The 26,904-nt window shown below is 68.8% G+C and carries 28 protein-coding genes and 1 tRNA gene; 17 read left to right on the top strand and 12 right to left on the bottom strand.

Features of this window, described 5'->3' with window-relative positions; all coding sequences use genetic code 11:
- Nucleotides 1-133: 133 nt before the first annotated feature.
- Entirely contained in the window at nt 134-1,246 is a 1,113-nt protein-coding gene (locus NMLP_RS09950; RefSeq protein WP_015409985.1) for a PGF-CTERM-anchored ABC transporter substrate-binding protein, read from the bottom strand.
- 59 nt (nt 1,247-1,305) lie between these two features.
- Here NMLP_RS09950 and btuC point away from each other — a divergent pair, with 59 nt between their 5' ends.
- Together btuC and NMLP_RS09940 are read left to right on the top strand one after the other, a co-directional pair.
- Nucleotides 1,306-2,352, top strand: coding sequence for a vitamin B12 ABC transporter permease BtuC (gene btuC / locus NMLP_RS09945; protein WP_015409984.1), 1,047 nt, complete (start codon nt 1,306-1,308; stop codon nt 2,350-2,352).
- Nucleotides 2,349-3,557 (top strand): heme ABC transporter ATP-binding protein, encoded by a 1,209-nt coding sequence (locus NMLP_RS09940; protein WP_015409983.1) that lies wholly within the window; start codon nt 2,349-2,351, stop codon nt 3,555-3,557. Before btuC ends, NMLP_RS09940 begins: the two co-directional genes overlap by 4 nt.
- A gap of 79 nt (nt 3,558-3,636) precedes the next feature.
- Here NMLP_RS09940 and NMLP_RS15635 read toward each other — a convergent pair whose 3' ends face one another.
- Nucleotides 3,637-3,795: a DUF7563 family protein gene (locus NMLP_RS15635; RefSeq protein ID WP_170964419.1), complete on the bottom strand. Its 159-nt coding sequence runs from the start codon at nt 3,793-3,795 to the stop codon at nt 3,637-3,639.
- 143 nt (nt 3,796-3,938) lie between these two features.
- On the opposite strand from NMLP_RS15635, the gene NMLP_RS09935 reads away from it, so the two are divergent.
- A complete protein-coding gene (locus NMLP_RS09935) occupies nt 3,939-6,308 on the top strand; it encodes a DUF2298 domain-containing protein (protein ID WP_015409982.1) in 2,370 nt (789 codons plus the stop codon).
- Nucleotides 6,309-6,337: 29 nt separating this feature from the next.
- Here NMLP_RS09935 and NMLP_RS09930 read toward each other — a convergent pair.
- The 5 genes from NMLP_RS09930 to NMLP_RS15630 all read right to left on the bottom strand — a co-directional run bounded on the left by NMLP_RS09930 (nt 6,338) and on the right by NMLP_RS15630 (nt 8,806).
- Nucleotides 6,338-6,410: transfer RNA gene (locus tag NMLP_RS09930), tRNA-Thr, on the bottom strand.
- Nucleotides 6,411-6,473: 63 nt separating this feature from the next.
- Complete coding sequence (locus NMLP_RS09925) at nt 6,474-7,466, bottom strand: class I SAM-dependent methyltransferase (RefSeq protein WP_015409981.1); 993 nt, start codon at nt 7,464-7,466, stop codon at nt 6,474-6,476.
- 112 nt (nt 7,467-7,578) lie between these two features.
- Complete coding sequence (locus tag NMLP_RS09920) at nt 7,579-7,881, bottom strand: DUF357 domain-containing protein (protein WP_015409980.1); 303 nt, start codon at nt 7,879-7,881, stop codon at nt 7,579-7,581.
- Nucleotides 7,882-7,937: 56 nt separating this feature from the next.
- Nucleotides 7,938-8,216, bottom strand: coding sequence for a PadR family transcriptional regulator (locus tag NMLP_RS09915; RefSeq protein WP_015409979.1), 279 nt, complete (start codon nt 8,214-8,216; stop codon nt 7,938-7,940).
- Nucleotides 8,217-8,659: 443 nt separating this feature from the next.
- Nucleotides 8,660-8,806 (bottom strand): hypothetical protein, encoded by a 147-nt coding sequence (locus NMLP_RS15630; RefSeq protein ID WP_015409978.1) that lies wholly within the window; start codon nt 8,804-8,806, stop codon nt 8,660-8,662.
- A 112-nt stretch (nt 8,807-8,918) separates the two neighbouring features.
- On the opposite strand from NMLP_RS15630, the gene NMLP_RS09910 reads away from it, so the two are divergent.
- Both NMLP_RS09910 and NMLP_RS09905 read left to right on the top strand, forming a co-directional pair.
- On the top strand, nt 8,919-9,869 hold the full coding sequence (locus tag NMLP_RS09910) for an asparaginase (protein ID WP_015409977.1): 951 nt from the start codon (nt 8,919-8,921) through the stop codon (nt 9,867-9,869).
- A gap of 37 nt (nt 9,870-9,906) precedes the next feature.
- Nucleotides 9,907-10,617 (top strand): DUF7117 family protein, encoded by a 711-nt coding sequence (locus NMLP_RS09905; protein ID WP_015409976.1) that lies wholly within the window; start codon nt 9,907-9,909, stop codon nt 10,615-10,617.
- 130 nt (nt 10,618-10,747) lie between these two features.
- Here the strand turns inward: NMLP_RS09905 and NMLP_RS09900 are convergent, their stop codons facing one another.
- The 5 genes from NMLP_RS09900 to glyA form a co-directional block, all read right to left on the bottom strand.
- Nucleotides 10,748-11,248, bottom strand: a complete 501-nt coding sequence (locus NMLP_RS09900) for an NUDIX hydrolase (protein WP_015409975.1) — start codon at nt 11,246-11,248, stop codon at nt 10,748-10,750.
- 7 nt (nt 11,249-11,255) lie between these two features.
- Nucleotides 11,256-12,149: a tetrahydrofolate dehydrogenase/cyclohydrolase catalytic domain-containing protein gene (locus NMLP_RS09895; RefSeq protein ID WP_015409974.1), complete on the bottom strand. Its 894-nt coding sequence runs from the start codon at nt 12,147-12,149 to the stop codon at nt 11,256-11,258.
- Between the two features lie 88 nt (nt 12,150-12,237).
- Nucleotides 12,238-13,647: an FAD-dependent oxidoreductase gene (locus NMLP_RS09890; protein ID WP_015409973.1), complete on the bottom strand. Its 1,410-nt coding sequence runs from the start codon at nt 13,645-13,647 to the stop codon at nt 12,238-12,240.
- A gap of 87 nt (nt 13,648-13,734) precedes the next feature.
- Nucleotides 13,735-14,148, bottom strand: a complete 414-nt coding sequence (locus NMLP_RS09885) for a DoxX family protein (protein WP_015409972.1) — start codon at nt 14,146-14,148, stop codon at nt 13,735-13,737.
- 55 nt (nt 14,149-14,203) lie between these two features.
- On the bottom strand, nt 14,204-15,478 hold the full coding sequence (glyA, locus tag NMLP_RS09880; RefSeq protein WP_015409971.1) for a serine hydroxymethyltransferase: 1,275 nt from the start codon (nt 15,476-15,478) through the stop codon (nt 14,204-14,206).
- 189 nt (nt 15,479-15,667) lie between these two features.
- On the opposite strand from glyA, the gene tbsP reads away from it, so the two are divergent.
- The 12 genes from tbsP (at nt 15,668) to NMLP_RS09820 (ending at nt 26,879) form a co-directional block, all read left to right on the top strand.
- Entirely contained in the window at nt 15,668-16,474 is an 807-nt protein-coding gene (gene tbsP / locus NMLP_RS09875) for a transcriptional regulator TbsP (RefSeq protein ID WP_015409970.1), read from the top strand.
- 114 nt (nt 16,475-16,588) lie between these two features.
- Entirely contained in the window at nt 16,589-18,334 is a 1,746-nt protein-coding gene (locus tag NMLP_RS09870; protein ID WP_015409969.1) for a YcaO-like family protein, read from the top strand.
- 134 nt (nt 18,335-18,468) lie between these two features.
- Nucleotides 18,469-19,512 carry a mechanosensitive ion channel family protein gene (locus tag NMLP_RS09865; RefSeq protein WP_015409968.1) on the top strand — a complete coding sequence of 348 codons (1,044 nt, stop codon included), beginning with the start codon at nt 18,469-18,471 and terminating at the stop codon, nt 19,510-19,512.
- A 97-nt stretch (nt 19,513-19,609) separates the two neighbouring features.
- Complete coding sequence (locus tag NMLP_RS09860) at nt 19,610-19,843, top strand: YgaP family membrane protein (RefSeq protein WP_015409967.1); 234 nt, start codon at nt 19,610-19,612, stop codon at nt 19,841-19,843.
- Between the two features lie 87 nt (nt 19,844-19,930).
- Entirely contained in the window at nt 19,931-20,851 is a 921-nt protein-coding gene (locus tag NMLP_RS09855) for a 1,4-dihydroxy-2-naphthoyl-CoA synthase (protein WP_015409966.1), read from the top strand.
- 94 nt (nt 20,852-20,945) lie between these two features.
- Complete coding sequence (locus tag NMLP_RS09850) at nt 20,946-21,887, top strand: 1,4-dihydroxy-2-naphthoate polyprenyltransferase (protein ID WP_015409965.1); 942 nt, start codon at nt 20,946-20,948, stop codon at nt 21,885-21,887.
- A 2-nt stretch (nt 21,888-21,889) separates the two neighbouring features.
- Nucleotides 21,890-22,894, top strand: coding sequence for a mandelate racemase/muconate lactonizing enzyme family protein (locus NMLP_RS09845; protein ID WP_015409964.1), 1,005 nt, complete (start codon nt 21,890-21,892; stop codon nt 22,892-22,894).
- A 16-nt stretch (nt 22,895-22,910) separates the two neighbouring features.
- The gene (gene menE / locus NMLP_RS09840; RefSeq protein ID WP_015409963.1) at nt 22,911-24,377 is read left to right on the top strand and encodes an o-succinylbenzoate--CoA ligase; all 1,467 of its coding nucleotides are present in this window, start codon (nt 22,911-22,913) and stop codon (nt 24,375-24,377) included.
- Nucleotides 24,378-24,416: 39 nt separating this feature from the next.
- A complete protein-coding gene (locus NMLP_RS09835) occupies nt 24,417-25,154 on the top strand; it encodes an NRDE family protein (protein ID WP_015409962.1) in 738 nt (245 codons plus the stop codon).
- A 78-nt stretch (nt 25,155-25,232) separates the two neighbouring features.
- Nucleotides 25,233-25,589, top strand: a complete 357-nt coding sequence (locus NMLP_RS09830; protein WP_015409961.1) for a helix-turn-helix transcriptional regulator — start codon at nt 25,233-25,235, stop codon at nt 25,587-25,589.
- A 250-nt stretch (nt 25,590-25,839) separates the two neighbouring features.
- Nucleotides 25,840-26,265: an HTH-type transcriptional regulator LrpA1 gene (gene lrpA1, locus NMLP_RS09825; protein WP_015409960.1), complete on the top strand. Its 426-nt coding sequence runs from the start codon at nt 25,840-25,842 to the stop codon at nt 26,263-26,265.
- Between the two features lie 119 nt (nt 26,266-26,384).
- The gene (locus NMLP_RS09820) at nt 26,385-26,879 is read left to right on the top strand and encodes an SRPBCC family protein (protein WP_015409959.1); all 495 of its coding nucleotides are present in this window, start codon (nt 26,385-26,387) and stop codon (nt 26,877-26,879) included.
- Nucleotides 26,880-26,904: the final 25 nt, after the last annotated feature.

The raw sequence follows: 26,904 nt of genomic DNA, 5'->3' as shown, positions 1-26,904 counted from the left end.
CTGGGCGGCGGCGAAATAAAAACCGGCCGGTCCGTGTCCGATTCGGACGCCCGAGGCGGGGAGAGCGGTCGTCGGGCGCGCTTCGGAGCGAGGCCACGCGCCAACCCGGGGGCTGTGCGTCCACCGTCCGAACTCACGCTCGGCGGGCGAGGAACGCGAACGCGAGGAGCGCAACGGCGCCCGCGAGGGCGCCGAATCCGGGCTGGCCGGCGACCGCGTCGTCGGTCGGACCGCCGGTGTCCGTCGGCTCGGCCGTGGCGGTCGATCGCTCGGCATCGTCCGGTTCGTCGGGGTCGGCCGCGGTCGTCGTCGGGCCCGCTTCGAGGTCCGCCTCCGAGACCGCCTCCGCAACGGCCTCGAGCGCGACCGTGATCCGCGGCGCCGGTTGGCTGATGTAGTTGCCGTCGACGACTGCGATCTGATCGTTTCGCACGGCGAACGTCGATTCGAACGCCGGCGTCTCCGGCAGCCCGTCCTGTTGGTTCGAGACCACGACCACTTCGGGGTTCCACTCGACGAGCGCCTCCTCGTTCAGTTCGGCGTACCCCTCGACACCGTTGTCGGCGGCGACGTTCGCGCCGCCGGCGGTGGTGACGATCTCGTCGATGAACGTCCCGGAACCGGCGACGAACCCGTCGGTGTAGTACAGGACGCGGGGGGTACGGCCGGGATCCACGTCGGCTTCGACCGACTCGATCCGGTCCCGGTAGGCCGCGTTCGTCCCCTCGGCCTCGGCACAGGAGCCGATCAGCCGCCCGGTCAGTTCGGTCTTCTCCGCGATGGAGTCGAAAGAGCGTGCGAACCCGAACTTGAAGACGGTCTGGTCGGCGTCCCGGAGGCGCTCGACGGTCCCGTCGGGGACGACGTTGGGCGCAAGGACGATGTCGGCGTCGAGCTGGACGACGGCCTCCTGGTTGACGACGAACTCGTCGGCGTTGAGCACGTTCTCCGTGTCCTCGATTCCCTCCAGATAGTCCGTGTAGGACGCCACCGGCGCGCCGACGACCCGGTCGGACGCGCCGAGTTCCCAGACGGTCTGGGCGGCGCTGGCCTGGAGGACGACAATCCGCTCGGGTCGTTCCGCGACGGTCACCATCTCCCCGGTCGCGTCGGGTTCCGAGACCGGGAACGAACACTCGGGAGCCGAGTCGGTCCCCTGTGCCTGTGCGGGGACGGGCACGAGTCCGACGGCGAGAGAGAGCGCGAGAAGTACGACGACGGCCGAGGAGGGCGTTCGAGAGCGCATCCTCCCAATCGAGGCGCGAGGACAATAAGTATTTGACTAACGCAACCGGACTTGTTCGTATGGTTCTCCGGCGGACGATCGCGTGGTCGGCGGCCCTGTGTGGGGTACTTTTTTCCATCGTCCTCGTCAGTGCTGCGCTCGGATACGCCGCTATCGGTCCGCTCGACGTGGCGTACGTCCTGTTGAACCGGATCCGGATACCGGCGTTCGGAGGGACCGGCCTCACCTGGACCCGGCCGTTCGGGTTCGAGGTCGCGGCCACGACCGGACTCATCGTCACACGGATCCGGCTTCCCCGGATCGCCCTCGGCGCGATCGTCGGGTTCGCCCTCGCGCTCGCCGGGGCCGTCATGCAGGGGTTCTTCCGCAACCCGATGGCCGACCCCTCGATCATCGGCGTCTCCTCCGGGGCGGCCGTCGGCGCGGTCGCGTTCATCGTCCTCCCGCTTTCGGTCCCGTTCGGTCGATCCGCCTTCGCGTTCGTCGGCGCGCTCCTCGCCGCCTTCGCCGTCTACCTCATCGCCACCCAGGGCGGTCGGACACCCGTCGCGACGCTTTTACTCGCCGGTGTTGCCCTCCAGACGTTTCTCGGCGCGGCGATCTCGTTTCTGCTGTTGCACGCCGGCGACGACCTCGAGACGGCAGTGTATTGGCTCATGGGCCACCTCCACGACAGCACCTGGGGGCGCGTCAAGCTAGCCCTGCCCGTCGTACTCGTCTTTTTCGTGGTCCTGCTGGCGTACGCGCGGGATCTGAACGTGCTCCTGCTCGGCGAGGAGGAGGCGCACACCCTCGGGATCGACGTCGAGAGAACGAAACGGGTCCTGCTCGCGACCTCGAGCGTCGTCACCGCCGCCGCCGTCTCCGTGGCCGGCGTGATCGGCTTCGTCGGCCTCATCGTCCCCCACGCGATGCGGCTCGTCGTCGGCCCCGACCACCGCATCCTGTTGCCGACGAGCGCGCTGGCGGGAGCGGTCTTTCTCGTCGCGACCGACACGGTCGCCCGGTCGGGGGCGGCCGAGGTGCCCGTCGGGATCGTCACCGCGGCGCTCGGGGCTCCGTTCTTTCTCTATTTACTCCGAAACCGCGAGGTGCACGCGCTGTGATCGAACTCGACTCGGTCGGCGTCGAGCTGGGCGAAACGCCGGTGCTCGAGGACGTCTCCCTCGACGTCCCCGAGGGCGCGTTCCTCGCGTTGGTCGGCCCGAACGGGGCCGGAAAGACGACGCTGCTCCGGACGTGCAACGGGATCGTATCGCCGACGGCGGGACGGGTCCGCGTGGACGGCCACGATGTGACCTCCTCGTCGCCCCGCGACGTCGGGCGGCTGGTCGCGACCGTACCGCAGACGACGAGGGTCGCTTTCGAGTTCGACGTCGCGGACGTCGTCGCGATGGGGCGGACGCCACACCGGGGGCGCTTCGAGACGACCGACGCCGACGACCGAACCGCGGTCGAGTCGGCGCTCGAACGGACCGACACCGCACGGTTCGCCGACCGGTCGATCGACGAACTGAGCGGGGGCGAACGACAGCGCGTCGTGCTCGCCCGCGCGCTCGCCCAGGAGACGCCCGTGCTGTTGCTCGACGAACCGACGGCGAGCCTCGACATCAACCACCAGGTACGGACGTTGGCGCTGGCGCGGGAGCTGGCGACGGCGGGACGGACTGTGGTCGCGGCGATCCACGACCTCGACCTCGCCGCGCGTTTCTGTGACCGGGTCGCCTTGCTCTCCGATGGCTCGGTCCTCGCCGACGGCCCGCCCGAGGCGGTCCTCACCGCCGAACGGCTCGAGTCGGCCTTCGGCGTGCGAACGGCTGTCGGGACGAATCCGGTAACGGGAACTCCCGCTGTGACGCCACTCGCCGACGAGCCGCCGGGCAGGCACCGGGTCCACGTCCTCGGGCGCGGGACGGACGCCGCACGGACGATCGGCAGACTCATAGAACGCGGCGTCGCCGTCACCGTCGGGGTGGTCCCGGAGGGCGACGCCGCTTCCGTCACCGCCCGGGCGGTCGCGCGCGAGGTCGTGGTCGCCCCGCCGTTCGAGCCCGTGGCCGACGACCGGGTGGCCGCCGCGGCGACCCTCGTCGACCGCGCGGACGCAGTCGTCGTCGCCGGCCCCGTCGGGGGGCCGAACGAGCGGCTCGCCCGCGAGTCGACTCAGACGTTCGCGCTCCACGGGGCGTCCGACCCCCCCGAGTACGCCAATATAGTCACCGACGCCGAACTGCTCGAGGCGCTCGGGGACCCGTTCTCGGCCGAGAGAACGCGTCCCCGGGCCGACGACGGCGGCGCGCGGTCGGAATAGAGACGAACCGATCCGGCGCTAGCCGGAGCACGGACGGCGGAAACGGGGGTGAAAAAGCGAGAACCGAAGCCGGGGCGTCTCAGTTCTGCCGCGTCGAACGCGCCTCACGGACCTCCGCGCCGTCGCGGAGTTTGTCCTCGCAGTTGGGGCAGACCCGAACGGTCGACATCCCCTGCGGGGCGAACACGCGCACGTAATTGTCGGTCACGAACGCATCGCAGTTGCGGCAGTGTGGCATACCGTAGACTCTCGAAGAGACTTTTAAATATCTTTCCCCTGCGGCTCGAAAATTACGTCGCCTCGGGACCGACAGGTCGTGCGATCGGCGTTGCCGGATCGAAGCCGGAAGCGTTTATTGAACGCCGCGACTCACTGGGCGGTGTGGAGTACCTCCCCGTCGCCGCGTATCTCCTGTTTTTCGCGTTCGTCGCCGCGACCGGCGCTCCCATTGCGGCGGCTCTCTTCCGGGAACTACCGAAAAAGGGTGCCGCCTTCGCCATCCCCGCCGCGTTGATTCCGTTCGCGATCGTCGTGTTCTGGGTCGGCCAACTGTCGTTCGGCCGCCACACCGTCGCGCTCGCGCTCGGGGCCGTCGCTGCGGGGGCAGCCTTCGCCTACCGCCGTGGAGCCCGCCCCGAGTGGCGCGCGGTGGCGGCGACGTACGGCGTCTTCGTCGCCGGGTTTCTGTACGTAGCCCTGTTGCGCGCCGCCGCGCCCGGGATCACGCCGGCCGGCGGTGAGCAGTTCCTCCATTTCGGGTTGGTGAATGCGCTGGAGCGCGCCGGGAGCCTCCCGCCGCCGGACGTCTGGTACGCCGGCGAGTCGCTGCGGTATTATTACGGCACCCAACTCCAGGTGGCAAGCGTCTCGATGATCACCGGGACCGAACTGCGATACGGGTTCAACCTCGGCATTGCGGCGTTCTACGGGGTGTTGGTCGTCGTGGCGTACGGGCTCTCCGGCGCTATCGTCGAACGACGTGGACACTCCTCTCGGCTCGGGGGCGTCCTCGGTGTGGCGTTCGTCGCCCTCGGCGGCCCCACGACGACGCCGATCCGGCTCTTGACACCGTCGCTTCCGGAGCAGATCGCCGATCCCGCCGGCCGGGCCGCTTTCGGGTTCGCCGCCCAGCGCTTCTATGGGGGCGAGTTGGGGGCCGCGATCGCCGATCTCTCCGATCCCGGTAGTTGGACGTGGTGGTACACCCGCTATGTGGTCCGGGGAACGATCCAGGAGGTCCCGATGTACTCGTTCGTGAAGGGCGACCTCCACGGCCACGCGCTCTCGACGGGATACGTGCTGTTCGCCGCCGCGGTGGCCTACGCCTACTATCGGATGCCCGCCGAGGATCGCCACCGCCGGATCACGGCGGTTCTCGGTCTGGGGGCGATCGCCGGCGTCTTCGGCTTCATGAACACCTGGTCGCTCCCGACGGTGGGCGGGCTGGCGGTCCTCGCCGTCGGCGCCGCCGACCCCCACCCCGCGACGCTGCTCTCCGGGCGGCTGGCCGCGCCGATTCAGGCGGCGGGCGGCGACGCCGGCCGACGCGCCCGAGTCGGCTCTGAACTCGGGCGGTTGGTGGCCGCGGGGACGGTCGGGACTGTCGTCGTGGTGATCGGCGTCGCCGTCGCGTCGCCGTTTCTCGTCTTCGGCCACGTCCCGAGCAACGAGGGGATCGGTTTTTTCCCGCCCCGGAGTCCGCTCGGACCGTTCGTGGTCGTCTACGGCGGCCTGCTGTCGATGGTCGCGATATACGTGGCGACGCTCGGACGACCCGTCCTCGCCCGAATCGACCGTCGCTACTTCGCCCTCGCCGGGCTCTGCCTCCCGGTCGCGGTGGCGACGGCGCTCCGCTTCGACCTCGGTGCGGTCCTCGTCACGGCCTCGCTGGTGCTCGTCGGATGGGTCCTTGTGCGCACCGACCGGGGGGACTTCGCCGTCGTGTTGGCGATCGCCGGTCTCGGGCTGTTGTTCGCACTCGAGGTCGTGCACGCCCGACTACCGCGGATCGATCCGCCCCGATGGAACACGGCGCTGAAGGTCGCCGTCCAGGGGTGGACGCTGGGCGCGGCGGGTGCGGGGGCCGCCGCGGCGGTCGTGCTCTCGCGTGCGTCGAGCCGTCTCGCCGCCTACCGGGGGACCGACGCCGCGTCCGCCGACGCCGCCGGTCCGTCTGCCGCCGGCGCTGCATCGCCGGACCGACGTGTCGCCCTCCGGTCGTCGCTCGCCGTCGTCTCGGTCTGTCTCGTCCTCGCGTCGACGCTCGTCTTCCCGGTCATGGTCGCCCAACAGGAACTCGGCCCGGAGGTCGCCTCGGGCGGCGCCGACCTCACGCTCGACGGGCACGAGGCGATCGAGACGTCCCGACCGGCACAGGCCGAGGCGATCCGCTGGCTCGAGGACCGTCCCGGGACGCCGACGATCGTCGAGGCCCCCGGGCCGTCGTATCGGTTCACGAGCCCTGCTTCCACGTTTACCGGGTTGCCGACGGTCGTCGGGTGGGATCATCAAGAGGAGTACCGAAGCCCCGAGGCCTACGAGCGCCGCGTCGCCCACGTCGACGAGATCTACACGGGCGAGTGGGCGATCGCCGCCGAGCGCCTCGAACGCTACGACGTCAGATACGTCTACGTCGGGCCGGGCGAGCGCGACCGCTACGGCGAGTTGCGATCCTTCGAGCGGCCCGCGTTCCGAGTCGCCTTCGAAAACGAGGCGGTGACAATATACCGCGTGGATCGGGACGCCCTCTAGTGAAACGACGGGGCGGGAATACGACGAAAAGCCGGAGGGGGGATTTGAACCCCCGACCTAATCCTTACGAAGGATTCGCTCTGCCAGCTGAGCTACTCCGGCGCGCATCGAATAGTGGGGGCATACGTCAGATAAGGGTTGCGAACTCGGGCGGCCGCCCTCGGCTCATCTGTCCCGTCGGAGCCGGGCGTCGAGACAGACGTTCAGCTCCTGGGGAGCATAAGAGCGCACCTCCCGGCGGGTCTCGATGGAGACGTCGTAGTCCGGCTCGGCGGCCGCACGGATCGCCCGCTCGCCGGGGCCGAAGGGGTCCGAGTCGTGTTGGATGTCGTAATAGTGGAGCAGACAGTCCTCGCCAGCGAGTTCGACCGCGGTGTCGAGAAAGCCGTCGGCGCTGTGGGGGAGGTTCATCACGATCCGATCCGCCCAGTCGTCGTACCCGGTGACGTCCCTGACGTCGGCGTTGATGGCGATCACCCGATCCGAGACGCCGTTGCGCTCGGCGTTGCGGCGGAGGTACTCGACGGCGGCCTCGTTGAGGTCGACGCCGACGCACTCGGCGCCGCGTTTGGCCGCCGGGACGATGAAGGGACCGACGCCTGCGAACATATCGAAGACCCGCTCGTCGCGCTCGACGCCGCCGACGACCCGGTGGCGCTCGGTCGCCAGTCGGGGCGAAAAGTACATTTCCGCGATGTCGAGTTCGAACTCGCAGCCGTGCTCGCGGTGGACCGTCTCGGTGCCGTCCCCGCCGAGGACGTCCCACTGTCGGACCCGGAGCTCCCCTTCGATCGGCGAGGCGCGGTTGACGACCGTCCGTGCCGGAAGGTCGGACTCGAGTACCGCTTCCGCGATTCGGCGGGCGCGCTCGTCGTCGTCCTCGTCGACGATGGCGATGTCGCCCAGACGCTCGTAGGAGGGATCGAACCCGAGGACGTCCTTCGGCAGCGTCTGTCCCTCGCGGCGCGGCGGCTCGCGGTCGACCACGTCCAACCCGGGATCGATCTCTGCGGGATTCGCCACCGGGTCGAGCGGGAGATAGATCTCGTCGTCGACGACTTCGATCTCGTATTCGCCGGAGAGCGCCCCCGCGTCGGCGAGCAGCTGGCGAACCGTCTCGCCGTTTTCGCGGGCGGCGCGGACGCATGGAACCGACATACCGGTGGATCGGCGAGCGCCGGCGGTAAATCTACCGCTCGGGCGGCGCCCACGACGGCCCGGGGCGAGACGACGGGCGTCTCACAGAGATACAAGCAGCAGGCCCACGGCTTTAGCCGTGGGAGGAACCCGACACGGTGAACAGTTCGCCTTCGGCCGGGACATCGAACACGCCGATGCGCGCGCCGGCGTCCAACCACCCGTGGCCGTACGAGAAGGCGGCGAGCGCGTTGACCGGATCGTGGTGCTCGCGAAAGTGTCGACCGTCTTCGAGGTACGACTGCGCCATCTCCCGGCATTCGACGGCGGCCTCGTACAGCGGCGTCCCCTCCTGCGGTGCGATCTCTGCGGCCTCCAGCGCCGCTGCGAGCAGCGCCTCGTAGCGATCGGTCTTCTCGTCGAGGTCCGCGCTCATACCGGTGATTCACCGGTGGGACACAAAACTGGTCGGATCGCGACCGACCCAGCGAGTCACTCCTTGCCGACGTACTGGTCTTCCCATTCGCGGCGGGCGTCGACCTCGCGGCGGCCGCGGCGCGTAAGCGTATAGAAGTTGGTTCGCCGGTCGCGTTGTCCCTTCTCGACGAGGCCTTTTTCTACGAGAGTATCGAGGTTCGGGTAGAGACGGCCGTGGTGAATCTCCTTCTCGTAGTAGTCTTCGAGTTCCTCCTTTATCGCTAGGCCGTGGGGATCGTCTCGGCCGATAATAGCGTACAGCAGATCACGTTGGAATCCGGTCAGGTCGTGCATTGGTAATATCTATAATACAGTTATTGTCGTGTCAGTTTAAATATATCGGATCGGACGAGGCCGCGGTCGAGCCGCCGAGCGGCCAGCATCCGGTCGAAATCGGTTGTTACGGTACGCGCCGGTATGGCACGTACGAAAGCTGTCTCCATAGTTACTGATTGCTTCGCCGAGTTGTTTCAGATAGTATACGTGTACGCCGATCGGGAGCGGCGGCGAGCGGACAAGCTCACACGAGATACAGCGGGCGCTAATTCCGTCTCTACGGGTTCGTTGCAGCGAGAGAGGAAAGCGTCCGACCGGATGAAAAGGGCCGGTCGGGCGCTTGCCGCCCTGAATTGGTCCCCGCTGACGCTTCGGCCCTCCAAGCGAAGCGTCACTTAACGTCAGACATCACATGAATATAAATCCAGCGAAACAACGGAATACGTCGAGCATGGTGTCGATCACATCTGCTCCTCTTCGAGAGCCCATCCGAGTGCGCGTTTGTAGTACGTGAACATTTGTTTTACCCCCTCGTGGTTCATTTCCTCGTCGTCGAGTTCGGCCTTCAGAAACTCGTATTGCTCCCGTATTTCGTCTTCGTCGCGCATAGTGACGTCTATGCCCACCGGCGGAATGAACCTTCGCTCTCCAGCGGATTTCGGCACAACCCCGCCGAGGGCCGATCGAAACGCCCAATCGCTCGCCGGTGGAGACGCCGACATGGACGTACACGTCATCGCGACGGGTGGCACGATCGCCTCGACCGCCGACGGGGACGACCGGGGGGCAGCCCCGGAACTCTCGGGAGCGGAACTGCTCGATGCTGCCGCGCGCGTGGGCGAATACGCGGACCTCACCGTCGAAACGATCGCCGACCGCCCCGGGTTCGATATGGCGCTATCGGTGTGCGCCCGCCTCGCCGAACGGATCCGTTCGGTCGGGCCGACTGTCGACGGCGTCGTCGTCACCCACGGAACCGACACGCTCGCGGAGACGGCCCGGTATCTCGACCTCACCTGCGAGTCGCCTGTCGTCGTGACGGGGGCTCAACGGCGCCCCGACGAACCCGGCAACGACGGCGCGACGAACCTCGAGACGGCGGTTCGAGCCGCAGCGAACGAACGGGTCGACTCCGGGGCATTCGTGGCGTTCGACGAGGAACTACACGCCGCCGCGACCGTTCGGAAATCACACACCTGCGCGCTCGATGCGTTTCGGTCCCCCGAAGCGGGACCGATCGCGCGGTTCACGCGAAAACGGGTCCACTGGCACCGGTCTCCACAGGGGGCCGATGCGACGTTTCCGGTCCCCGGTCCCGATGCTCACCCGACGGTCCCACTCGTCGTCTCCGCCTCCGGCGTCGGACGCGCGGCGTTCGACGCCGCCGAACGGCGCGGAGACGGCGTCGTCGTCGCCGGAACCGGACTCGGGAACGTGACCGGAGCCGTGGGGGACGCCATCGTCGACGCGTCGTGTCCCATCGTGCTCACCTCGCGCTGTCACGTCGGGCCGACCGAACCGATATACGGGACGGCCGGCGGGGCGGCGACGCTCGCGGCGTGTGATCACGTCCGGTTCGCCCACGGGACCCCGTGGGCGGCGCGCATCGAACTCGTACTCGCGCTCGCCGCCGACCGCGTCGCGGAGCGCTTCGACGGCTTCGACGGGTAGCCGAGGGTGTTTTGCACTGTCGAACACAACCACCGATATGAAGATCCGCGGCCGACGGGAGTGCAAAGCGTGTGGAGCGCAGTGGTCGTACTACGAGACGGGGGCGATATCGTGCCCGGACTGCGGGAGCGCCCACAGCGTCGGGACCGACGAGGAGCGCGCGCTCCACACCGCGACGGCGGCGACACTCGATCTGACGCCGATCCGAACCGACATCGACGCCGAACCGCTCGAACGGCTCGCCGAGCGGGCGAGCGACCGCGCTCGCGAGTTCACGCGCGGCTATGGCTTCGTCGACGCGGGGCGACTCCGACCCCTCGACGAGACGTACTTGGCTGCGATGGAACTCAAACACGCCGCCGCTGAGATCGGACGTCGGATCGACGTCTCCGACGACGAGGCGTGGTACGTCACCGAGTTGCTGCGGGCCGACAAGGGCGCGCGGCCGGCTCCCGACTCGGTGCCGAAATCGATGCGGGCTATGCGGGGGCTCGCGTACGCTAATGCCGTCCGGGAGTACCGCGCCGACCTTCGGGCGTACCTCGAAGAGCACCCGGATCGGGCGGTGACCGGTGCGCTAGAGCGGCTCTCGACGCACCTAAAACGGGTCCGGGCGCTCGACGGCGACGTGCCGCCGCGGGAGTCGGAGACGCTCGTCTCGGCGGCGCGGTCGCTCGGCCGGTATCTGGCCGACGGCGAGGAGGGGGAACTCGCCGTCGCCGAAGAGCGACTCGATTCGCTCGGGTGAGCCGACGAAGCGTCTCGGACAGCAAACAGGCGACACGCCGGGAGACGCCACGCGCCGTGTGTCACACTCCCGCCTCGGCGGCGCGCGGCCGGTCAGTCAGGGCATACGGCCGGTGGCTGCGTTCCGATAGTTAAACATACGCCTCGAAGAGGCGGACGACGAGTTCCCGATCGAACGTCCGTCTCGGAACGGTTCGACGCCACGCGACCTCGTCGATAGCGTGGTCGTCCGATCGAGGAGAGTCGGGCGTCGACGCTGCCGGCTGGCCGACGAAGGTCACAAAACGGAACTCGTAGCTCTCTCCCGAGTCCCGGTGGACGAACGTCTGCTCGGCGAGGGCGCCCAGACCGGTTATCTCGACGTCGATACCGGTCTCCTCGCGGACCTCCCGGCGCGCGCCCGCCTCGTGCGTCTCGTCTTCCTCGAGGCGACCGCCGGGGAGCAACCAGGTGTCGCCCTCGCGGACGAAAAGCCCGCGGTCGCCCTCGACGACGAGCGCGCCGACGCCCCACGCGCCGTCGTCGCCCCGTTCGATCCCTCTCTCGAAGCGTTCGGGGTCGAGTTCGATCCGTCTGCGTGTCCGGTAGTAGTCGTCGTACGCGTCGAAGACGTCGGAATCGGGCGGCGACATGTGGCGGTCAGGGCAACTCGACGTCGACGTCGTTCTGCAGCCCCGCGGCCTTGACCGTGTTGTACAGCAACATCGCCCGGGTCATCGGCCCGACGCCGCCCGGGACCGGGGTGATCGCTCCGGCCACCTCCGCTACGCCCTCGTAGTCCACGTCGCCGACGAGTTCGTAGCCCTTCTCCGTGTCGGCGTCGACGCGGTTAACCCCGACGTCGATCACCGTTGCGCCCTCGCGAACCATCCCGGCGTCGACGAGTTCGGGGATGCCGACCGCCGCCACGACGATGTCGGCGCTTCGGGTCTTTTCTTCGAGGTCATGTGTCCGGGAGTGACAGACGGTGACCGTCGCGTTCCCGTCGTCGGCCTTCCGGAGGAGCAGGTTGGCGAGGGGCTTGCCGACGATGTTCGAGCGCCCGATGACGACCGCGTCGGCACCCTCCGTCTCGATATCGTACGCTTCGAGGAGCTTCTGGATGCCGTGCGGCGTACAGGGCCGGTAGCGATCGTTTCCGGCGACGAGTCGACCGACGTTCTCGGGGTGAAAGCCGTCGACGTCCTTCATCGGATCGATGCTGCGGAGCACGCGGCGGCTGTCGATACCGTCGACGAGCGGCATCTGCACCAAGATGCCGTGTACCCCGGGGTCGCCGTTGAGTTCCTCGATCGTGTCGTACAGCTCCGCCGCCGGCGCATCGGTGTCGATCTCGACGTGGATGCCGTCGATGCCGACCGCCTCGCAGTCGCGCTGTTTCATCGAGACGTACGTCTCGCTCGCGGGATCGTCGCTCATCAGGACAGTCGCGAGTCCCGGTTCGATACCCTCGGCGTTCAGGCGGTCGATGCTCCCGCTCAGCGAGTCACGGATGTCGGCGGCGACGGCCTCGCCGTCGATAACGTCGGTCATTACCGGAGAGGGGGCGCTCCGGACCTATCAACGGTTCGGGTTCGTGGTGGTCTCGCGGTACCGACCCGGGTGTATATGCACGTTCGTGCTACAGCTGCCCGCCGAGCACCTTCGCGGCAGTCAGGATCGGATCCCACGTCGTGTTGAACGGCGGGGCGTACGCGAGGTCGTAGTTCGACAACTCGCCCACCGTCACTCCCTCAGTGACTGCGCCGACCAGCGCGTGGCTGCGGTGGACCGCCCCCTCGCCGTACTCGCTAACGAGACTCCCGCCGAGGACGCGGCCCGATTCCCGGTCGGCGGTCAGCGTCACGCGAACCGTCCCTCCTTCGGGGTAATAGCCCGCCCTGGAGTTCGCATCGATCGTCTCGGTGACCGGGTCGAACCCGGCTTCGCGAGCCTTTCCGTGGTCGAGGACGCCCGTCCGCGCGGCCTCGACGTCGAAGGCTTTCACCGCCGCCGTCCCGGCGACTGCACCGCCCTCGGTCGGCGTCCCCGCGATCGTCCGCCCGATCGCGCGTCCGTGTCTGTTCGCCGTCAGCGCGAGCGGGACGTACGCCGGGTCGCCGGTGACGACGTGTTCGGCTTCCGCGCAGTCGCCGGCGGCATAGACGCCTTCGACGTTCGTCTCCCGGTAGGCATCGGTCGCGATTGCGCCCGTCGGGCCGAGTTCGATGCCGGCGGCCTCGGCGAGGTCCGTCCGCGGCCGGACGCCCGTCCCGAGCAACACCATCTCGACCGGCACGCGCCCGTCGGCTGTGACGACGGCCTCGACCGCGCCGCCGCCGGCGATCGACTCGGCCGCGGCGTTCAGATGCACCGAGACCCCCTGCTCGTCGAGGTGATCGGCGACGGCCTCGCTCGTCGCGTCGCTGAACCCCTTGAGCACCCGGTCGCCGCGCTGGAAGAGGTGTACCTCGAAGCCGTTCTCGGCCAGCGCCTCCGCCATCTCGACGCCGATGTAGCCGCCGCCGACGATCCCGACCGGTCCGCTGCAGTTCTCGAGGTACTGACACGCGGGGCCGCTGTCGGGTTGCTCCGTGGGTGACGTCTCCCGCGAGCGGGCGACGAACTCCCTGAGCTCCTTCCCGTCGCTCATCGAGCCGAGCGTGTAGACGCCCTCGAGATCGAGGCCCTCGATCGGCGGTTCGACCGCCGCCGAGCCGGTCGCGACGAGCAGGGCATCGTAAGGCTGAACCGTCGTTTCCCCGTCGCTCCGTGCGGTCACCGTCCGGTCGTCGGGGTCGATGTCGACGACCTCGTGGCCCGTCCGGAGGTCGATGTCGCGCTCCTCGCGGAACGCCTCGGGGGTGACGGAGACGAGTTCCTCGAGCGCCTGGATCTCGCCTTTGATGTAGTAGGGCAGCCCGCACGCGCCGTAGGAGACCCACTCGCCCTTCTCGAAGACGACCACGTCGAGGTCTGGATCGTCCCGCTTGGCCTTGCTCGCGGCCGACATCCCGGCTGCGTCACCGCCGACGACAACGAACGTTGTCATGCCCGAACCGACCCGGCGCAGCATTATAAATCCGGCCGCGGCGTGTGCCGCAGTCGCGGAACCCTCTCCGAACGTGCGGCCGGCCGATCACTCTCGGCGCTGCTCCGGACGTGGCCGGGTGTACCAGAGGGCCCAGAGGATCAACACGCCCTGCAGCGGGAGCCGCCCCCAGCGGACGACCTCGGAGGGGTCGCCGCCACCAGGCAGCCCCTCGACGACGACGCCGTGTGTCGCCATGTAGACGTTCGCCGGGAAGACCGCGAGAAGCACCGCGGCCGTCGCCCACGCCGCGTACCGGCGGGTCCGCGGGAGCAACACGCCCACGCCGACCGCGATCTCGGCGATCCCGGAGAGATACACCAGCGCGAGCGGCGCGGGGAGCATCGGCGGCACGATCTGGACGTACAGCTCCGGGACGACGAAGTGGAGGACGCCGGCGACGACGTAGAGCGGCCCCATCACGAACAGCAGCGGCCGTCGCAGACGGTTGGCGTCGGTCATCTCTCGAACAGTAGCGGCCGCCCCGAGGAAGCGTTTCGGGTCGCGGGAGACGGTCTTACTCGAAGTCGACGAGGCGACCTTCGCGGTCGTACAGCGGGTACTCCGCACAGAGCGCTTCGACCTCGGCTTCGGCGTCGGCCTTGACCGCCTCGTCGTCGGGGCTGTCGACGACCCGATAGATGAGGTCGGCGACGCGTTCGCAGGCCGCCTCGTCGAACCCGCGCGTGGTGAGCGCTGGCGTCCCAGCGCGGATCCCCGAGGGGTCGAACGGCGAGCGCGTCTCGCCGGGGACGGTGTTTTTGTTCAGCACGATTCCGACCGCCTCAAGCGCTTCCTCGGCGACCGTTCCGGTCGTGTCCGGGTGCGAGTCGCGAAGATCGACCAGCACGAGGTGGGTGTCGGTGCCGCCGGAGACGAGCGAGAAGCCGTGCTCCTGCAACCGCGCGCCGAGGGCCTCGGCGTTGTCGACGACCTGTCGGGCGTACGATTCGAATTCCGGCGAGAGCGCCTCCGCGAAGCCGACGGCCTTGCCGGCGACGTTGTGCATCAGCGGGCCGCCCTGTGCGCCGGGGAAGACCGACGCGTCGATCGCGTCCGCGTACTCCTCGTCGCACATGATGATGCCACCGCGGCCGGCACGGATCGTCTTGTGGGTCGATCCGGTGACGAAGTCAGCGACGCCGACCGGCGACTCGTGGACGCCGGCCGCGACGAGGCCGGTGATGTGGGCGATGTCGGCGAGGTGGTAGGCGTCGACGGCGTCGGCGGCCGCCTGGATGCGTTCGAAGTCGACCTCGCGGGGATACGCGGAGTAACCGGAGACGACGATGTCGGGATCGAACTCTTCGGCGTGCTCGCGGAGCCCCTCGTAGTCGATGTACCCGGTCTCGGGGTCGACCTCGTACTGTTCGACCTCGTAGGTCTGGCCCGTGAAGTTCGCCGGGTGGCCGTGGCTCAGGTGCCCGCCGTGTTCGAGTTCCAACGAGAGGATCTTGTCGCCCGGGTCCAACATCGCCAGGTACACGCCCATGTTCGCCTGCGTTCCGGCGTGGGGCTGGACGTTGACGTGGTCGGCACCCCACAGCTCCGTGGCCCGCTCGATGGCGAGTTCCTCGACGGTGTCGGCGTATTCACAGCCGGCGTAGTAGCGCTCGCCCGGGTAGCCCTCGGCGTACTTGTTCGTCAACTCCGAACTCTGGGCCTCGAGGACGGCCTCGGAGACGTGGTTCTCGCTCGCGATCATCGCGAGCGTGTCCTCCTGGCGCTCGCGTTCGCCCTCGAGGGCGTCCGCGAGCGCGGGATCGGTCCGACGGACCTCTTCGTAGTTCATACAGATGAATGAGGGTCGACGGGACAATAAGGTATCCGTTCGTGGCGAACGCTGGCCGCGACAGCCGGCCGATCGACGGAACAGTACGCCGACGACGAGAGTCTCGAAACCATCGCACGGACGGCAGGGAGAGTACTCAGCGCTCTACAAGACTTAAATATCTCCCCATTCATATGCGTACGTACGCCGATGAAACAAACTGTCGTGGAGCCGACCGTCGCTGGCGTGCTCGGAGGGGTTTTCGACGTGACCGACGGCGGGGTGGTCGTCGTCGCTCCCGACCCGGAGACGATCGAGGGCCTCGTCCGGGTTCTGGCGGAGGGCTCCCCGTCGGTTCGGCTTCTCGCCGACGTGGGGGCGCTGAAAGCCGCGACGAGCGATTTTCTCGTCGCCGGACAGGCAGCCAACCACGTCGAGAACGGCGGCCTCGAGATACGGCGCTACGACGACGGGACGAACGCGCTGGTGGTCTCGGAGTCGTCGGTCACCGCCGTCGTCCGCGGCGACGACTGCGCCGCCGGACTGACGACGGACGACCGGACGTTCGTCGCGGACGCGAACGGCCGGTTCGCCGACGCCTGGGCCGACGCGGAGGCGTACGACCTCCGGACGCCGCCGCTCGCTGAGGTCCGCGACACACTCGAGACCGAACTCGGCGAATCCACGGCCGCGGACTTCGACGCTGTCCTCTCGGCGCTCGATTCCGTTCGGGACGGGACCGGTCTCGACGAAGTCACGGTGTCGCTGCTTGTGGCGGCGCGGAACGGCGACCTCCTCTACGATATCTCGCGGTGGGGCGAGGACGTCGGGATCGCATCGAAGGCCACGTTCTCCCGGACGAAGACGCGGATGGAGGAGTCCGGCGTCATCGAAACCGAAAAGGTACCGATCGACGTCGGCCGGCCGCGTCTCCGGTTGCGACTCGGCGACGAACGGCTTGATGTCGACGACGAGAGCGAGTTCGCACGCGTCGCCCGGTCGCTGCTCGCGGAGTGAGCATCGGCTTCGGGGCGTGTCGACCGCGGCGTCCGCGGCTTTTATCGCCCCTCGACCGGACGTGAGCGGTATGCACAGCAAAACGCATCCGGGTCCGACGCTCGGTGGTCCGGCGTGACGACCGTCGGAGTGCTCGGCGGGGGCGTCGCGATGGAGTCGGTTCGTGCGGCCGTGGCCGACACTGACGCCGAATCGGTGGCCATCGACCCCGCCGGCGTCGGCGGCTGCGACGTGGCCGTCGCGGTCGGGCCGTCCGGCGGTGGGGACGCCGAAAGGGGGCTCCTCGAGCGGGCGGGGACGCAGGCCCGGACGACCCGAACGCCGCTCGTCGTCGTCGAACTCGGCGGCGTCGGTGGACGGCCCGTCGAGGGCGTGTCGGCCTCGGTGTCCGGACACACCCCCGGGACGGCGTGTCGGGCGTGTCTCCGCGAGCGCGTCGCGGCGGCCGACCCGGCGACCGACGAGGGTCACTGTGGGGCGGCGGCGGCCAGGTTCGCCGGGGCGGTCGCCGGCCGAGAACTTACGACGCTCCTCCGTGGCGACGAGTCTACGCTCGTCGGTGGCGTGATCGAGGTCCCACACGCCCGGCGTCGGGTGTTACCGGTCCCCTACTGCGAGTGCGACGGGGGCGACACCGGTAGCGGCGCGGGGGACGAATCCGAGGGCGGCGACGGCGCCGGAGTGCCCCGTCACCACGAGCCGCGGTCGCTCGAGGAGTCCCTCTCCGTGGCCGAGGTCGCCTTCGACGAGCGCGTCGGACCCGTCTCGGCGATCGGGGAAGCCGAGTCGTTTCCGGTCCCCTACTACCTCGCGACGCTCGCGGCGACGCCGTTTTCCGACGCTGACGCGCCCGACCACGCCGCCGGCGTCGGGATCGACTGGGACCCGGCGTTCATGAAGGCGCTCGGCGAGGCTCTCGAGCGGTACAGCGCCGCGATCTACCGCGAGCGGGCGTTCGAGACCGACCCGACGGCCCCGATCCCCCCCGGTCGGTTCGTCGCCCCCGAGGGAACTGATCCCGAGGTAACGCGGTGGTGCGGTGGCGAGCACCTCCTGACCGGCGACCGCGTCCAACTGCCGGCGGAACTCGTCGTCTTCCCGCCGCCGGAGCGGACGATACGGCCCCCGATCACGACCGGGCTGGGGCTCGGAAACGGCGGCGTCGGCGCGCTCCTGTCGGGGCTCTACGAGGTGCTCGAGCGCGACGCGACGATGCTGTCGTGGTATTCGACGTACGAGCCGATGGGGTTGGCCGTCGACGACGAGGGGTACCGGACGCTCCAGAACCGGGCGAAAAGCGAGGGGCTCGAGACGACGGCGCTCGTCTGCACCCAAGACGTCGACGTACCGGTCGTCGCGGCCTGCGTCCACCGCGAGGGCGAGTGGCCCCGATTCGCGGCCGGGTCGGCGGCCGATCTGGATCCGGCGGCGGCCGCGCGCGACGCGCTCGCGGAAGCGCTGCAGAACTGGCTCGAACTCCGCCGGATGGGCCAAACGCGAGCGGAGAAAGAACACGGCGCGATCGGCCCCCACGCCGCCGTCCTGGAATCGACGCGGGCGTTCGTCGACCCCGCAACAACGGTCCCGGCGGCGGAGATCGGTCCCCCGGAGCCCCCGACCGGCGTGGCGGAACTCGACGCGCTGGTCGGTCGGGTCGACGATGCGGGGCTCGACGCCTACGCCTCGCGGGTCACCCCGCGGGACGTCGAATCGATGGGATTCGAGGCCGTCCGGGTCGTGATCCCCTCGGCGCAGCCGCTTTTCACCGGCGAACCGTACTTCGGCGAGCGGTCGCGGCGCGTCCCCGAGTCGCTCGGCTTCGAGCCGGATCTCGACCGGGCGCATCACCCGTTCCCGTGAGCGAACGCTCCCCACCCGTCCTGACCGGGGACCGCCTCTCCCCACATCGGTCGGCGTCCCATTGTTGTCCCGGGTTCCGGACCGACCGACGGGCAGTGGGGAACGCTTTTTCGGATGCCCGCTGAGAGGCCAGTATGGACCCGGTGGTGTTGCAGGCGGAGACGCCCTCTTCGACCTTCCGCGAGGGGCCGGGATTGGCCCCGCCGGAGTGGCTCCCCGGCTACGTCCCGGTGTTCGTCTACCGGCTCGTCCTCGCGGTCGCGGTCGTCGTCTTCTCGTATTATCTCTCCCAGATCGCCCGACAAGTGCTCGGGCGGCGGATCGCCCGCCAGTTCAAGCGCCCCTCGGTGAGCCGGACGATCCTGCGCAGCCTCCAGATATTCATCGTCCTCGGGGCGGTGTTGACGGCACTGAGCTTCTTCGGGATCGGGTTCGGCAACATCGCCCTCTCGGTCGGTGTCTTCTCCGCCGTCGTCGGTATCGTTCTCGCGCCCATCATCGGCAACGTGATAAGCGGCGTGTTCGTCCTCTCCGAGCAGCCCTACGAGATCGGCGACATGATCGAACTCGGCGACACGGAGACGAAGGGGTTCGTCGAAAACGTCACGCTCGTCTACACCAAGGTCATTACTCTCGACAACACGTTCATGGTTCTCCCCAACGGGACGATGCGCGAACGGGACGTCATCAACTACTCGGCCGAGGACACCCGTATCCGGATGACGCTGGACGTGGGCGTGACTTATGAGAGCGACATCGGCGTCGCCCGCAAACAGATGGAGGCGGCGGCGCGTGCGGTCGAGGAAGTGATCAACGGCGGTCCCGACATCCGGGTCGGAAGCGCCAGGTATCCGGCGGCGCCGACGTGCTACATCCGCGAGTTCGGCGACAGCGACGTCGCGTTGCGGCTCCGGTACTGGGCGAACGAACCGTACAAACAGACGAGGGTTCGCTCGAGGGTGCTGACCGAGGTCTGGGAGCGCTTCGAGACCCACGACATCGAGATCCCCTACCCGCACACGCACATGGTGTTCGACGACACCAGCGGCGAACTGCAAGTTTCGACGCGGCCGGCGGAGGCGGCGACGCCGTCCCGGCCCGGTGGGGCGACGACGCGGGGGTCGGACACCGAGTCGTCCGATCAGAGGGCGACGGATGCCGACGCGGAGGACGGATGAGTACCTTGCCGACACCGATCGCCCCGGGACCACGCGTTAATATTGTGATTTCACTCCAGTACCAAGCTATATTACCGCAGAGCCCGTCACCCCGGATATGGATCAAAACGTCGGCTCGATGGACAAAAAGCTCCGAACGCTCACCGGCGCGGTCGCGGGCGCGGTATCGCTCGCGGTTCTCGCTGGGGCAGTTCCGCTACCGACCGTCCTCTCGCCCGCTCTCGGCGTGGTAGCGATCATGATGCTCGGGACCGCGCTCACGGGGACCTGCGGCGTGTACTCGCTTCTCGGCGTCGACACGTGCTCGCGCTCCGGCCGCGGCTCATTGTAACCGTACTCGCTTCGGCGCCGTCCGTCCCACCCCTTCGAACACCCCCAACCGCGTACCTTTTTGCCCACCGGAGTCGCACTCTGTCTAATGACTTCGGAACTGTTCGACGCGGAGCGGTGGGAGCCGATCACCGACGAACTCGGAGACCTCACATACCACCGCTCGACGGAGACGGGGGCGGTCCGGATCGCCTTCGATCGACCGGAGGTCCGAAACGCCTTCCGCCCCGAGACGGTCGACGAACTCCACACGGCGCTCGATCACGCCAAGCGTCAGACCGACGTCGGCTGTATCCTGCTGACCGGCAACGGTCCCTCGCCGAAGGACGGCGGCTGGGCGTTCTGCTCCGGCGGCGACCAGCGCATCCGCGGCGAGGCTGGCTACGAGTACGAGGACGCGGACGGTGCTGCCGCGGCAGAGGGCGACGGGGCGCCCGACGCCGAGCGGCAATCGGCACCCAGGCTGCACATCCTCGAGGTCCAGCGGCTCATCCGCCACGTTCCGAAACCAGTCGTCGCCGTCGTCCCCGGGTGGGCCGTCGGGGGCGGCCACTCGCTGCACGTCGTCTGCGATCTGACGCTGGCCTCCGCCGAGCACGCGAAGTTCCTCCAGACCGACCCCGACGTGGCCTCCTTCGACGCCGGCTTCGGATCGGCGTATCTGGCCCGACAGGTCGGTCAGAAAAAAGCCCGCGAGGTGTTCTTTCTCGGAAAGACCTACGACGCCGCCGAGGCCGCCGAGATGGGAATGGTCAACGAAGTCGTCCCCCACGAGGAGCTCGAGGCGACGGCCCACGAGTGGGCCGAGACGATCTGCTCGAAGTCGCCGATGGCGATCCGGATGCTCAAGTACGCGTTCAACATGGACTCGGACGGCCTCGTCGGCCAGCAGGTGTTCGCGGGCGAGGCGACGCGGCTCGGCTACATGACCGAGGAGGCCGCGGAGGGCCGCGACGCCTTCGTCGAGGGGCGCGACCCCGAGTTCGACGAGTTCGAGTGGCACTACTGACCGAAACGGGGCCGGCTGGGAGGCGGCTCCTGTCGTCCACGCCGTCCCGACCGACACGGCGCACTTATACCGCCGCCGCCCCGATGCTACGGTAATGACAGCGGCGGTTTCGACCCGGAAGGCGTGGCTGATGGCGGCCCGCCCCCAGACGCTCCCCGCGGCCGCGGCCCCCGTCCTCGTCGGGACGGGGCTCGCGGTCAGAACCGGCGTCTTCGATCCGCTCCCGGCGGTCGTCGCGCTCGTCGGGGCGTTGCTGTTGCAGATCGGGACCAACTTCGCCAACGACTACTACGACGCCGTCCGCGGAGCCGACACCGAGGATCGGGAAGGCTTCACCCGCGTGACCGCCGGCGGACTCATCGATCCCGGGGCGGTCAAGCGCGCGATGTACGCCACGTTCGGCCTCTCGATCCTGGTGGGCACCTACCTCGTCTACGTCGGCGGCGTTCCGATCCTCGTCGTCGGCCTCGCGAGCGTCGTCGCCGGAATCACCTACACCGGCGGCCCGCTCCCGTACGGCTACCGCGGGCTGGGGGACGTCTTCGTGTTCGTCTTCTTCGGCCTCGTCGCAGTCGCCGGCACGTATTACGTCCAGGCCATCGGCAGCGTCGCCGACCCGTTTCCGCTGTGGATCCCTTCGGGGACAATCCCCGCGGCGGCGGTCGTCGCGGCGCTGCCGGCCGCCGGGCTCTCGACGGCGATCCTCGTGATCAACAACGTCCGGGACCGCGAGACCGACGCGGCGTCGGGCAAACGGACGCTCGCGGTCGCGCTCGGCTACCGCGCCAGCCGGATCGAGTGGAGCGCGCTGGTGGGTCTCGCCTACGCAGTGCCGGTCGTGTTCTTTCTCGACGGCTACGGCCCGGCGGCTCTGGCCCCGCTCGTCACCGCACCGCTGGCACTCGGAATCGGCGCGGTGATCTGGCGGCGACGGGACGGCGACGCGCTCAATCCCGCCCTCGAACGGACCGGCCAACTGCTCTTTGCGCACTCGGCGCTGTTCGCCGCCGGCCTCGCCGTCCCCGCGGTGGTGTGAACGTGGAGGTCGAACCGTTCTCGCTCCCGCTTTCGACCCCGCTCGAAACCGCCGCCGGGATCATAGAGACCCGACGGGGGTTTCTCGTCCGCGTCGACATCGAGGGGACGCCGGGGCTCGGGGAGGCGACCCCGCTCTCGGGGTGGACCGAATCCCGCCCGGCGTGCGAGGACGCACTCCGGGCGGTCGACGACCCCACGTCGGCGCTTTCGGACAACCGGCTAGCCGACACCCCGGCGGCCCGCCACGCCGTCTCGCTCGCGACGCTCGACGCACGAGCGCGGGCCGCTGGACGGCCGCTCTATCGATATCTCGGTGGTGACGGCCGCGTCGAGGCAGTCCCGATCAACGCGACCGTCGGAGACGGCACGCCCGAGGCGGCCGCCGCTGCCGTCGAAACGGCCGTCCGGGAGGGGTACCCAGCGGTCAAACTAAAGGTCGGAGCGCGGGATCCAGAGGCCGACCTCGATCGGGTGACAGCGGTCAGATCGAAGGCCCCCGACGTCGAACTCCGCCTCGACGCCAACGGGGCCTGGAGCGAGCGGACGGCCAAACGGCTGCTCCCGGAGTTCGCCGACCGCGACGTGTCGGTGCTCGAACAGCCACTTTCGGCCGGATCGCTCGACGCCCACGCGCGGCTCCGGGATCGCGGCGTCGACATCGCCCTCGACGAGGGGGTCGTCGAACACGGCTTCGACGCCGTTCTCGCGGCTGACGCCGCCGCCGTCCTCGTCTGCAAGCCGATGGCGCTCGGCGGGATCGATGTCGCCCGCAACGTCGTCCGGTCGGCCCGGATCGCCGGCGTCGACGCCGTCGTGACGACGACCATCGACGGCGCGGTCGCCCGGGCGGGGGCGGTCCACCTCGCCGCCTCGCTCCCCGGGCTGCGGCCCTGCGGCCTCGGGACCGGCGGCCTGCTCGGGACGGACCTCCGGAGTGACGTCGCACCGGTCACAGACGGGAAAGCCGCCGTCCCACAGGGAAAAGGAAATATTCCACCCCGCTGAACTGACGGACGGACCGATGCGGGACTGGCTGGCCGTTCGGGCGGACGCGACGCCGACAGCGACCGCGTTGCGGGCGTTCGGCCCGATCGAAACCGACCAGAGCTACGCCGAGTTGGACGACCGCGTCGAGACGCTCGCGGGCCGTCTCGCGGGGGCAGGCGTCGGCGTCGACGATGCCGTCGCGGTCTGTGCCGACACCCGCCCGGGGTACGTTGCGGTCGTCCACGCGGCCCAGCGGCTGGGCGCGGCGCTCGTTCCCATCAACACCCGGCTGACCCCCACGGAGATCGAGCGCCAACTCGGCCGAGTCGCCCCCTCTGTCGTCGTCTGCGAGCGCGATACCGAGGCTGCCGTCGGGGCGGCCACCGACGCCGACGTGCTCTCGCTCGACGAGTCCGGGGACGCGAAACCGCTCTCTGACGTTTCGCCGCGGCAGTTCGACCTCCCCGAGTGGGAACTCGACGAACCGCTCGCCGTCCTCTTTACCTCCGGGACGACGGGCGATCCCAAGGGCGTCCTCTTGACCCTCGGGAACGTCCTCGCGAGCGCCACTGCCTCGGCGTTCCGACTCGGGCTTCGTGGCAACGACTGCTGGCACGTCCCGCTTGCGATGTACCACATGGGCGGTCTCGCACCGGTCTATCGGTCGGTGCTGTACGGGACGGCGCTGTCGATCCAGCGGGGGTTCGATCCCGAGACGACCCGCGAGGCGCTGGCGGGAGCGAGCGCCGTCTCGCTCGTGCCGACGATGCTGGAGCGACTGCTCGATTCGGGACCGATCCCGTCGCTGCGGTTCGTTCTCCTCGGCGGCGCGCCCTGTCCGCCGCCGCTTTTAAGACGTGCCCAGCGCCGCGACGTTCCGGTTGCGCCGACCTACGGGATGACCGAAACTGCGTCCCAGATCGCTACCGCCCGCCCGGAGGCGGCTCGCTCGAACCCGAACTCCGTCGGCCATCCGCTCATGTTCGCCGAGGTATCGATCGTCGACGAGGCCGGCGTTCCCCGCGAGACGGGCGAGACAGGCGAAATTGTCGTCTCCGGGCCGATGGTCACCCCCGGCTACCTGGACGCGGACACCGCCGAACGTTTTATAAGTAGCGGGATGCGAACCGGGGACCGCGGGTACCGCGACGAGTCGGGTCGGGTGTACGTGACCGGGCGAGCCGACGAAACGATCCTCACGGGCGGGGAGAACGTCGACCCGACGGAGGTGGCGTCGGTGCTCCGCTCGCACCCCGGCGTCGGGGACTGCGCCGTTGTCGGCCTCCCCGACGACGAGTGGGGCGAACGCGTCGCAGCGCTCGTCGTCCCGGCCGACGACGCCGACCCGTCGACGGCGGCGCTCGAGGCGCACTGTCGTGACCGGCTGGCGGGATATAAATCCCCTCGGACGATCGGGTTCGTCGCCGACCTCCCGCGGACGGCGTCGGGGACGGTCGACCGGTCGGCCGTCGCCGACCGCCTCGCCGACGACGGGGCGTGACCGCGACCGTTTTACCGCGTTGTTCCCAGACATCTACCCGTGTGCACGCTCATCGTCGCCTGGCAGGTCTTCGAGGAAGCACCCGTCTGCGTCGCCGCGAACCGCGACGAAGCGGCCGGCCGGCCGTCGGTGCCGCCGCGCCGATGGGAGACCGATCCGCCCGCCGTTGCCCCCCGCGACGAGCGGGCGGGTGGAACGTGGCTCGGGTACAACGCCGAAGGGGTCCTCGCGGCGATCACTAACCGCTGGAAACCGGGCGAAGGCGAACGTTCGCGGGGGCTGCTCGTCGGTGACGCTCTCGGCGAACCCTCGGCCCGTCGGGCGGCCGATCGGATCGAAACCGAACTCCGCGAGCGCGAGTACGCTCCGTGTCACCCGCTCGTCGCCGACGCCGAGGACTGTTTGCTCGTGGTCCACGACGGCGGCGACCGTGTGACCGTTCGTCGGCTCGACCCGGGCGTCCACGTCGTGGTCAACGTCGGCTTCGACGGCGAGTGGTTCCTCCCCGACCGCCGGCGGTCGTTCGGGCGCAGACAGGCCGACAACGCCGAGCGGGTTCGCGGAACGCTCCGACCTGAGTCCGGCGAGGGGGCCCCGGCGTGGACCGACCGGGCCGGGACCGTCCTCGGCGACCACGAGTACGGCGTCTGCGTTCACGGCGACGGCTTCGGGACGCGATCGTCGTCGCTCGTCCGCCTCGGGACCGAACGGGCCTTTGACTACGCCGACGGGCCGCCGTGCGAGACACCCTTCCGTCGGGTCGAGCCCAGTGTGTAATGCACCGGGCGCCGGCGACGACCACCGCTCCGCCGACAAAGCAATAATTTAAACCCCTCGCTGGCCGAATACGAATCGATGAGTACCGCCGCCGAAGCCGACCTCTCGGAGACGGAGCGCGAAGGGCTTGAACTGATTCGGACCACCGGTGGCATCCACCAGAGCGACTTCTGGAAGGAACTCGGCGTCGATTCGAGGAAGGGCAGCCGAATCATCGACAAACTCGAGGAGCTGGAACTGGCCGAGCGGAGCGATGCGGTGTATCAGGGCCACAACACGTACCTCGTGACGCCGATCCTCGACCCGAGCGAATTGGACTTTTCGCTCCTGATGGCCGGCGACCAGCTCTCGCCGTTCGTCGGCGACGAGGACATCGACCCGCAGGGCGACGCGTTTTCACAGTGGGTAATGACACTCGCCTACGAGGAGTACTGAGGCGAGCCGCGAGCGGGAACCGCTGTAATCGAGAGTTCACCGGCCGTGACGTCTCCCCGCCGGGACAGAGAAACGGCCGCCTGGAACCGATCCGGGCACCCATACGACGCGTTTTTTTCCATTCGGTGCCGGCGTCGGTAAAAACGCGCGTCTCCGGTGGGCATACCACCCGGGAGTCGGCGTCAAGTCGGCTTTCGACCCCCGTTTTCCGCTTCGGAAGATATTTTTTCACGGAACTAAAAGATAGTGTATGAGCGCGGAGACGGAGGATAGGATTTTAGCCGTCCTCGAGGACGACGCCCAAGCCTCCTACACCGAGATTGCGGATCGTGCCGACGTGTCGAAACCGACCGTCCGGAAATACATCGACAAACTCGAATCCGAGGGCGTCATCGTCGGCTACTCGGCCGACATCGACCCGAAGAAGCTCTCCGGGAAGTCAATCGCGATGGTCGGCGTCGACGTCGCGAGCGAACGCTACGTCGAAGTCACCCGGAAGCTACAGGACCTCGAAGCGGTGGAATCGCTGTACACCTCCAGCGGCGACCACATGTTGATGGCCGAGGTCAGGGCGGCTGACGGCGACGAGGTCGGTGAGATCATTCAGGACGAAATCCTCTCGATCGACGGCGTCGAGGCTGCACACCCCTCGTTTCTCCAGGAACGGTTGAAGTAACCTCGAAGTCTTGCTCCGCACCGATCTGTCGTCTCCTCACCGTTCGGCCCCTTCGGTCGGCGACACCGGCGGAGGGCCGACACCCGCGCGGTTTTCACCCCGGAGCGCCTACCGGGTGTATGGCCACCTATCGCCGCGAGACGTACGTCGACGCGCCGTTCGAGGACGTCTGGGCGTTTCACGCGACGACCGACGGGCTCGAAGCGTTAACTCCCGAATTCATGAACCTCGACGTCGAGGCTGTCACCGGCCCCGGCGGCGACGCGGATCCCGAGGAACTCGACGCCGGATCGCGGATCGAACTCTCGGTGCGACCGTTCGGCATCGGGCCGAGACAACATATGGTGTCGGTGATCACGGCCCGCGAACACGGTGACGGAGCGGGGATGTTCCGGGACGTCATGGAGTCCGGGCCGTTCCCCGAGTGGGAGCACACCCATCGGTTCTTCGCCGACGAAAGCGGGACGCGGCTTCTCGATCACGTTCGATACGACCTCCCGGGCGGGGCGCTCGGACGCGCGGTGTCGCCGCTCGGCCGGATCGGGCTGGAGCCGATGTTCCGGGGCCGACACCGAACGACCAAGCAGTTACTCGAGGGCGATAGCGGTCGGTAGCGGACGACGCGTTGCTTCTCGCCGT

The organism is Natronomonas moolapensis 8.8.11 (genome assembly GCF_000591055.1).
GTDB lineage: Archaea > Halobacteriota > Halobacteria > Halobacteriales > Haloarculaceae > Natronomonas > Natronomonas moolapensis.
The sequence above is the reverse complement of the archived record's forward strand: the minus strand, read 5'-3'. Positions and strand labels throughout refer to the sequence as shown.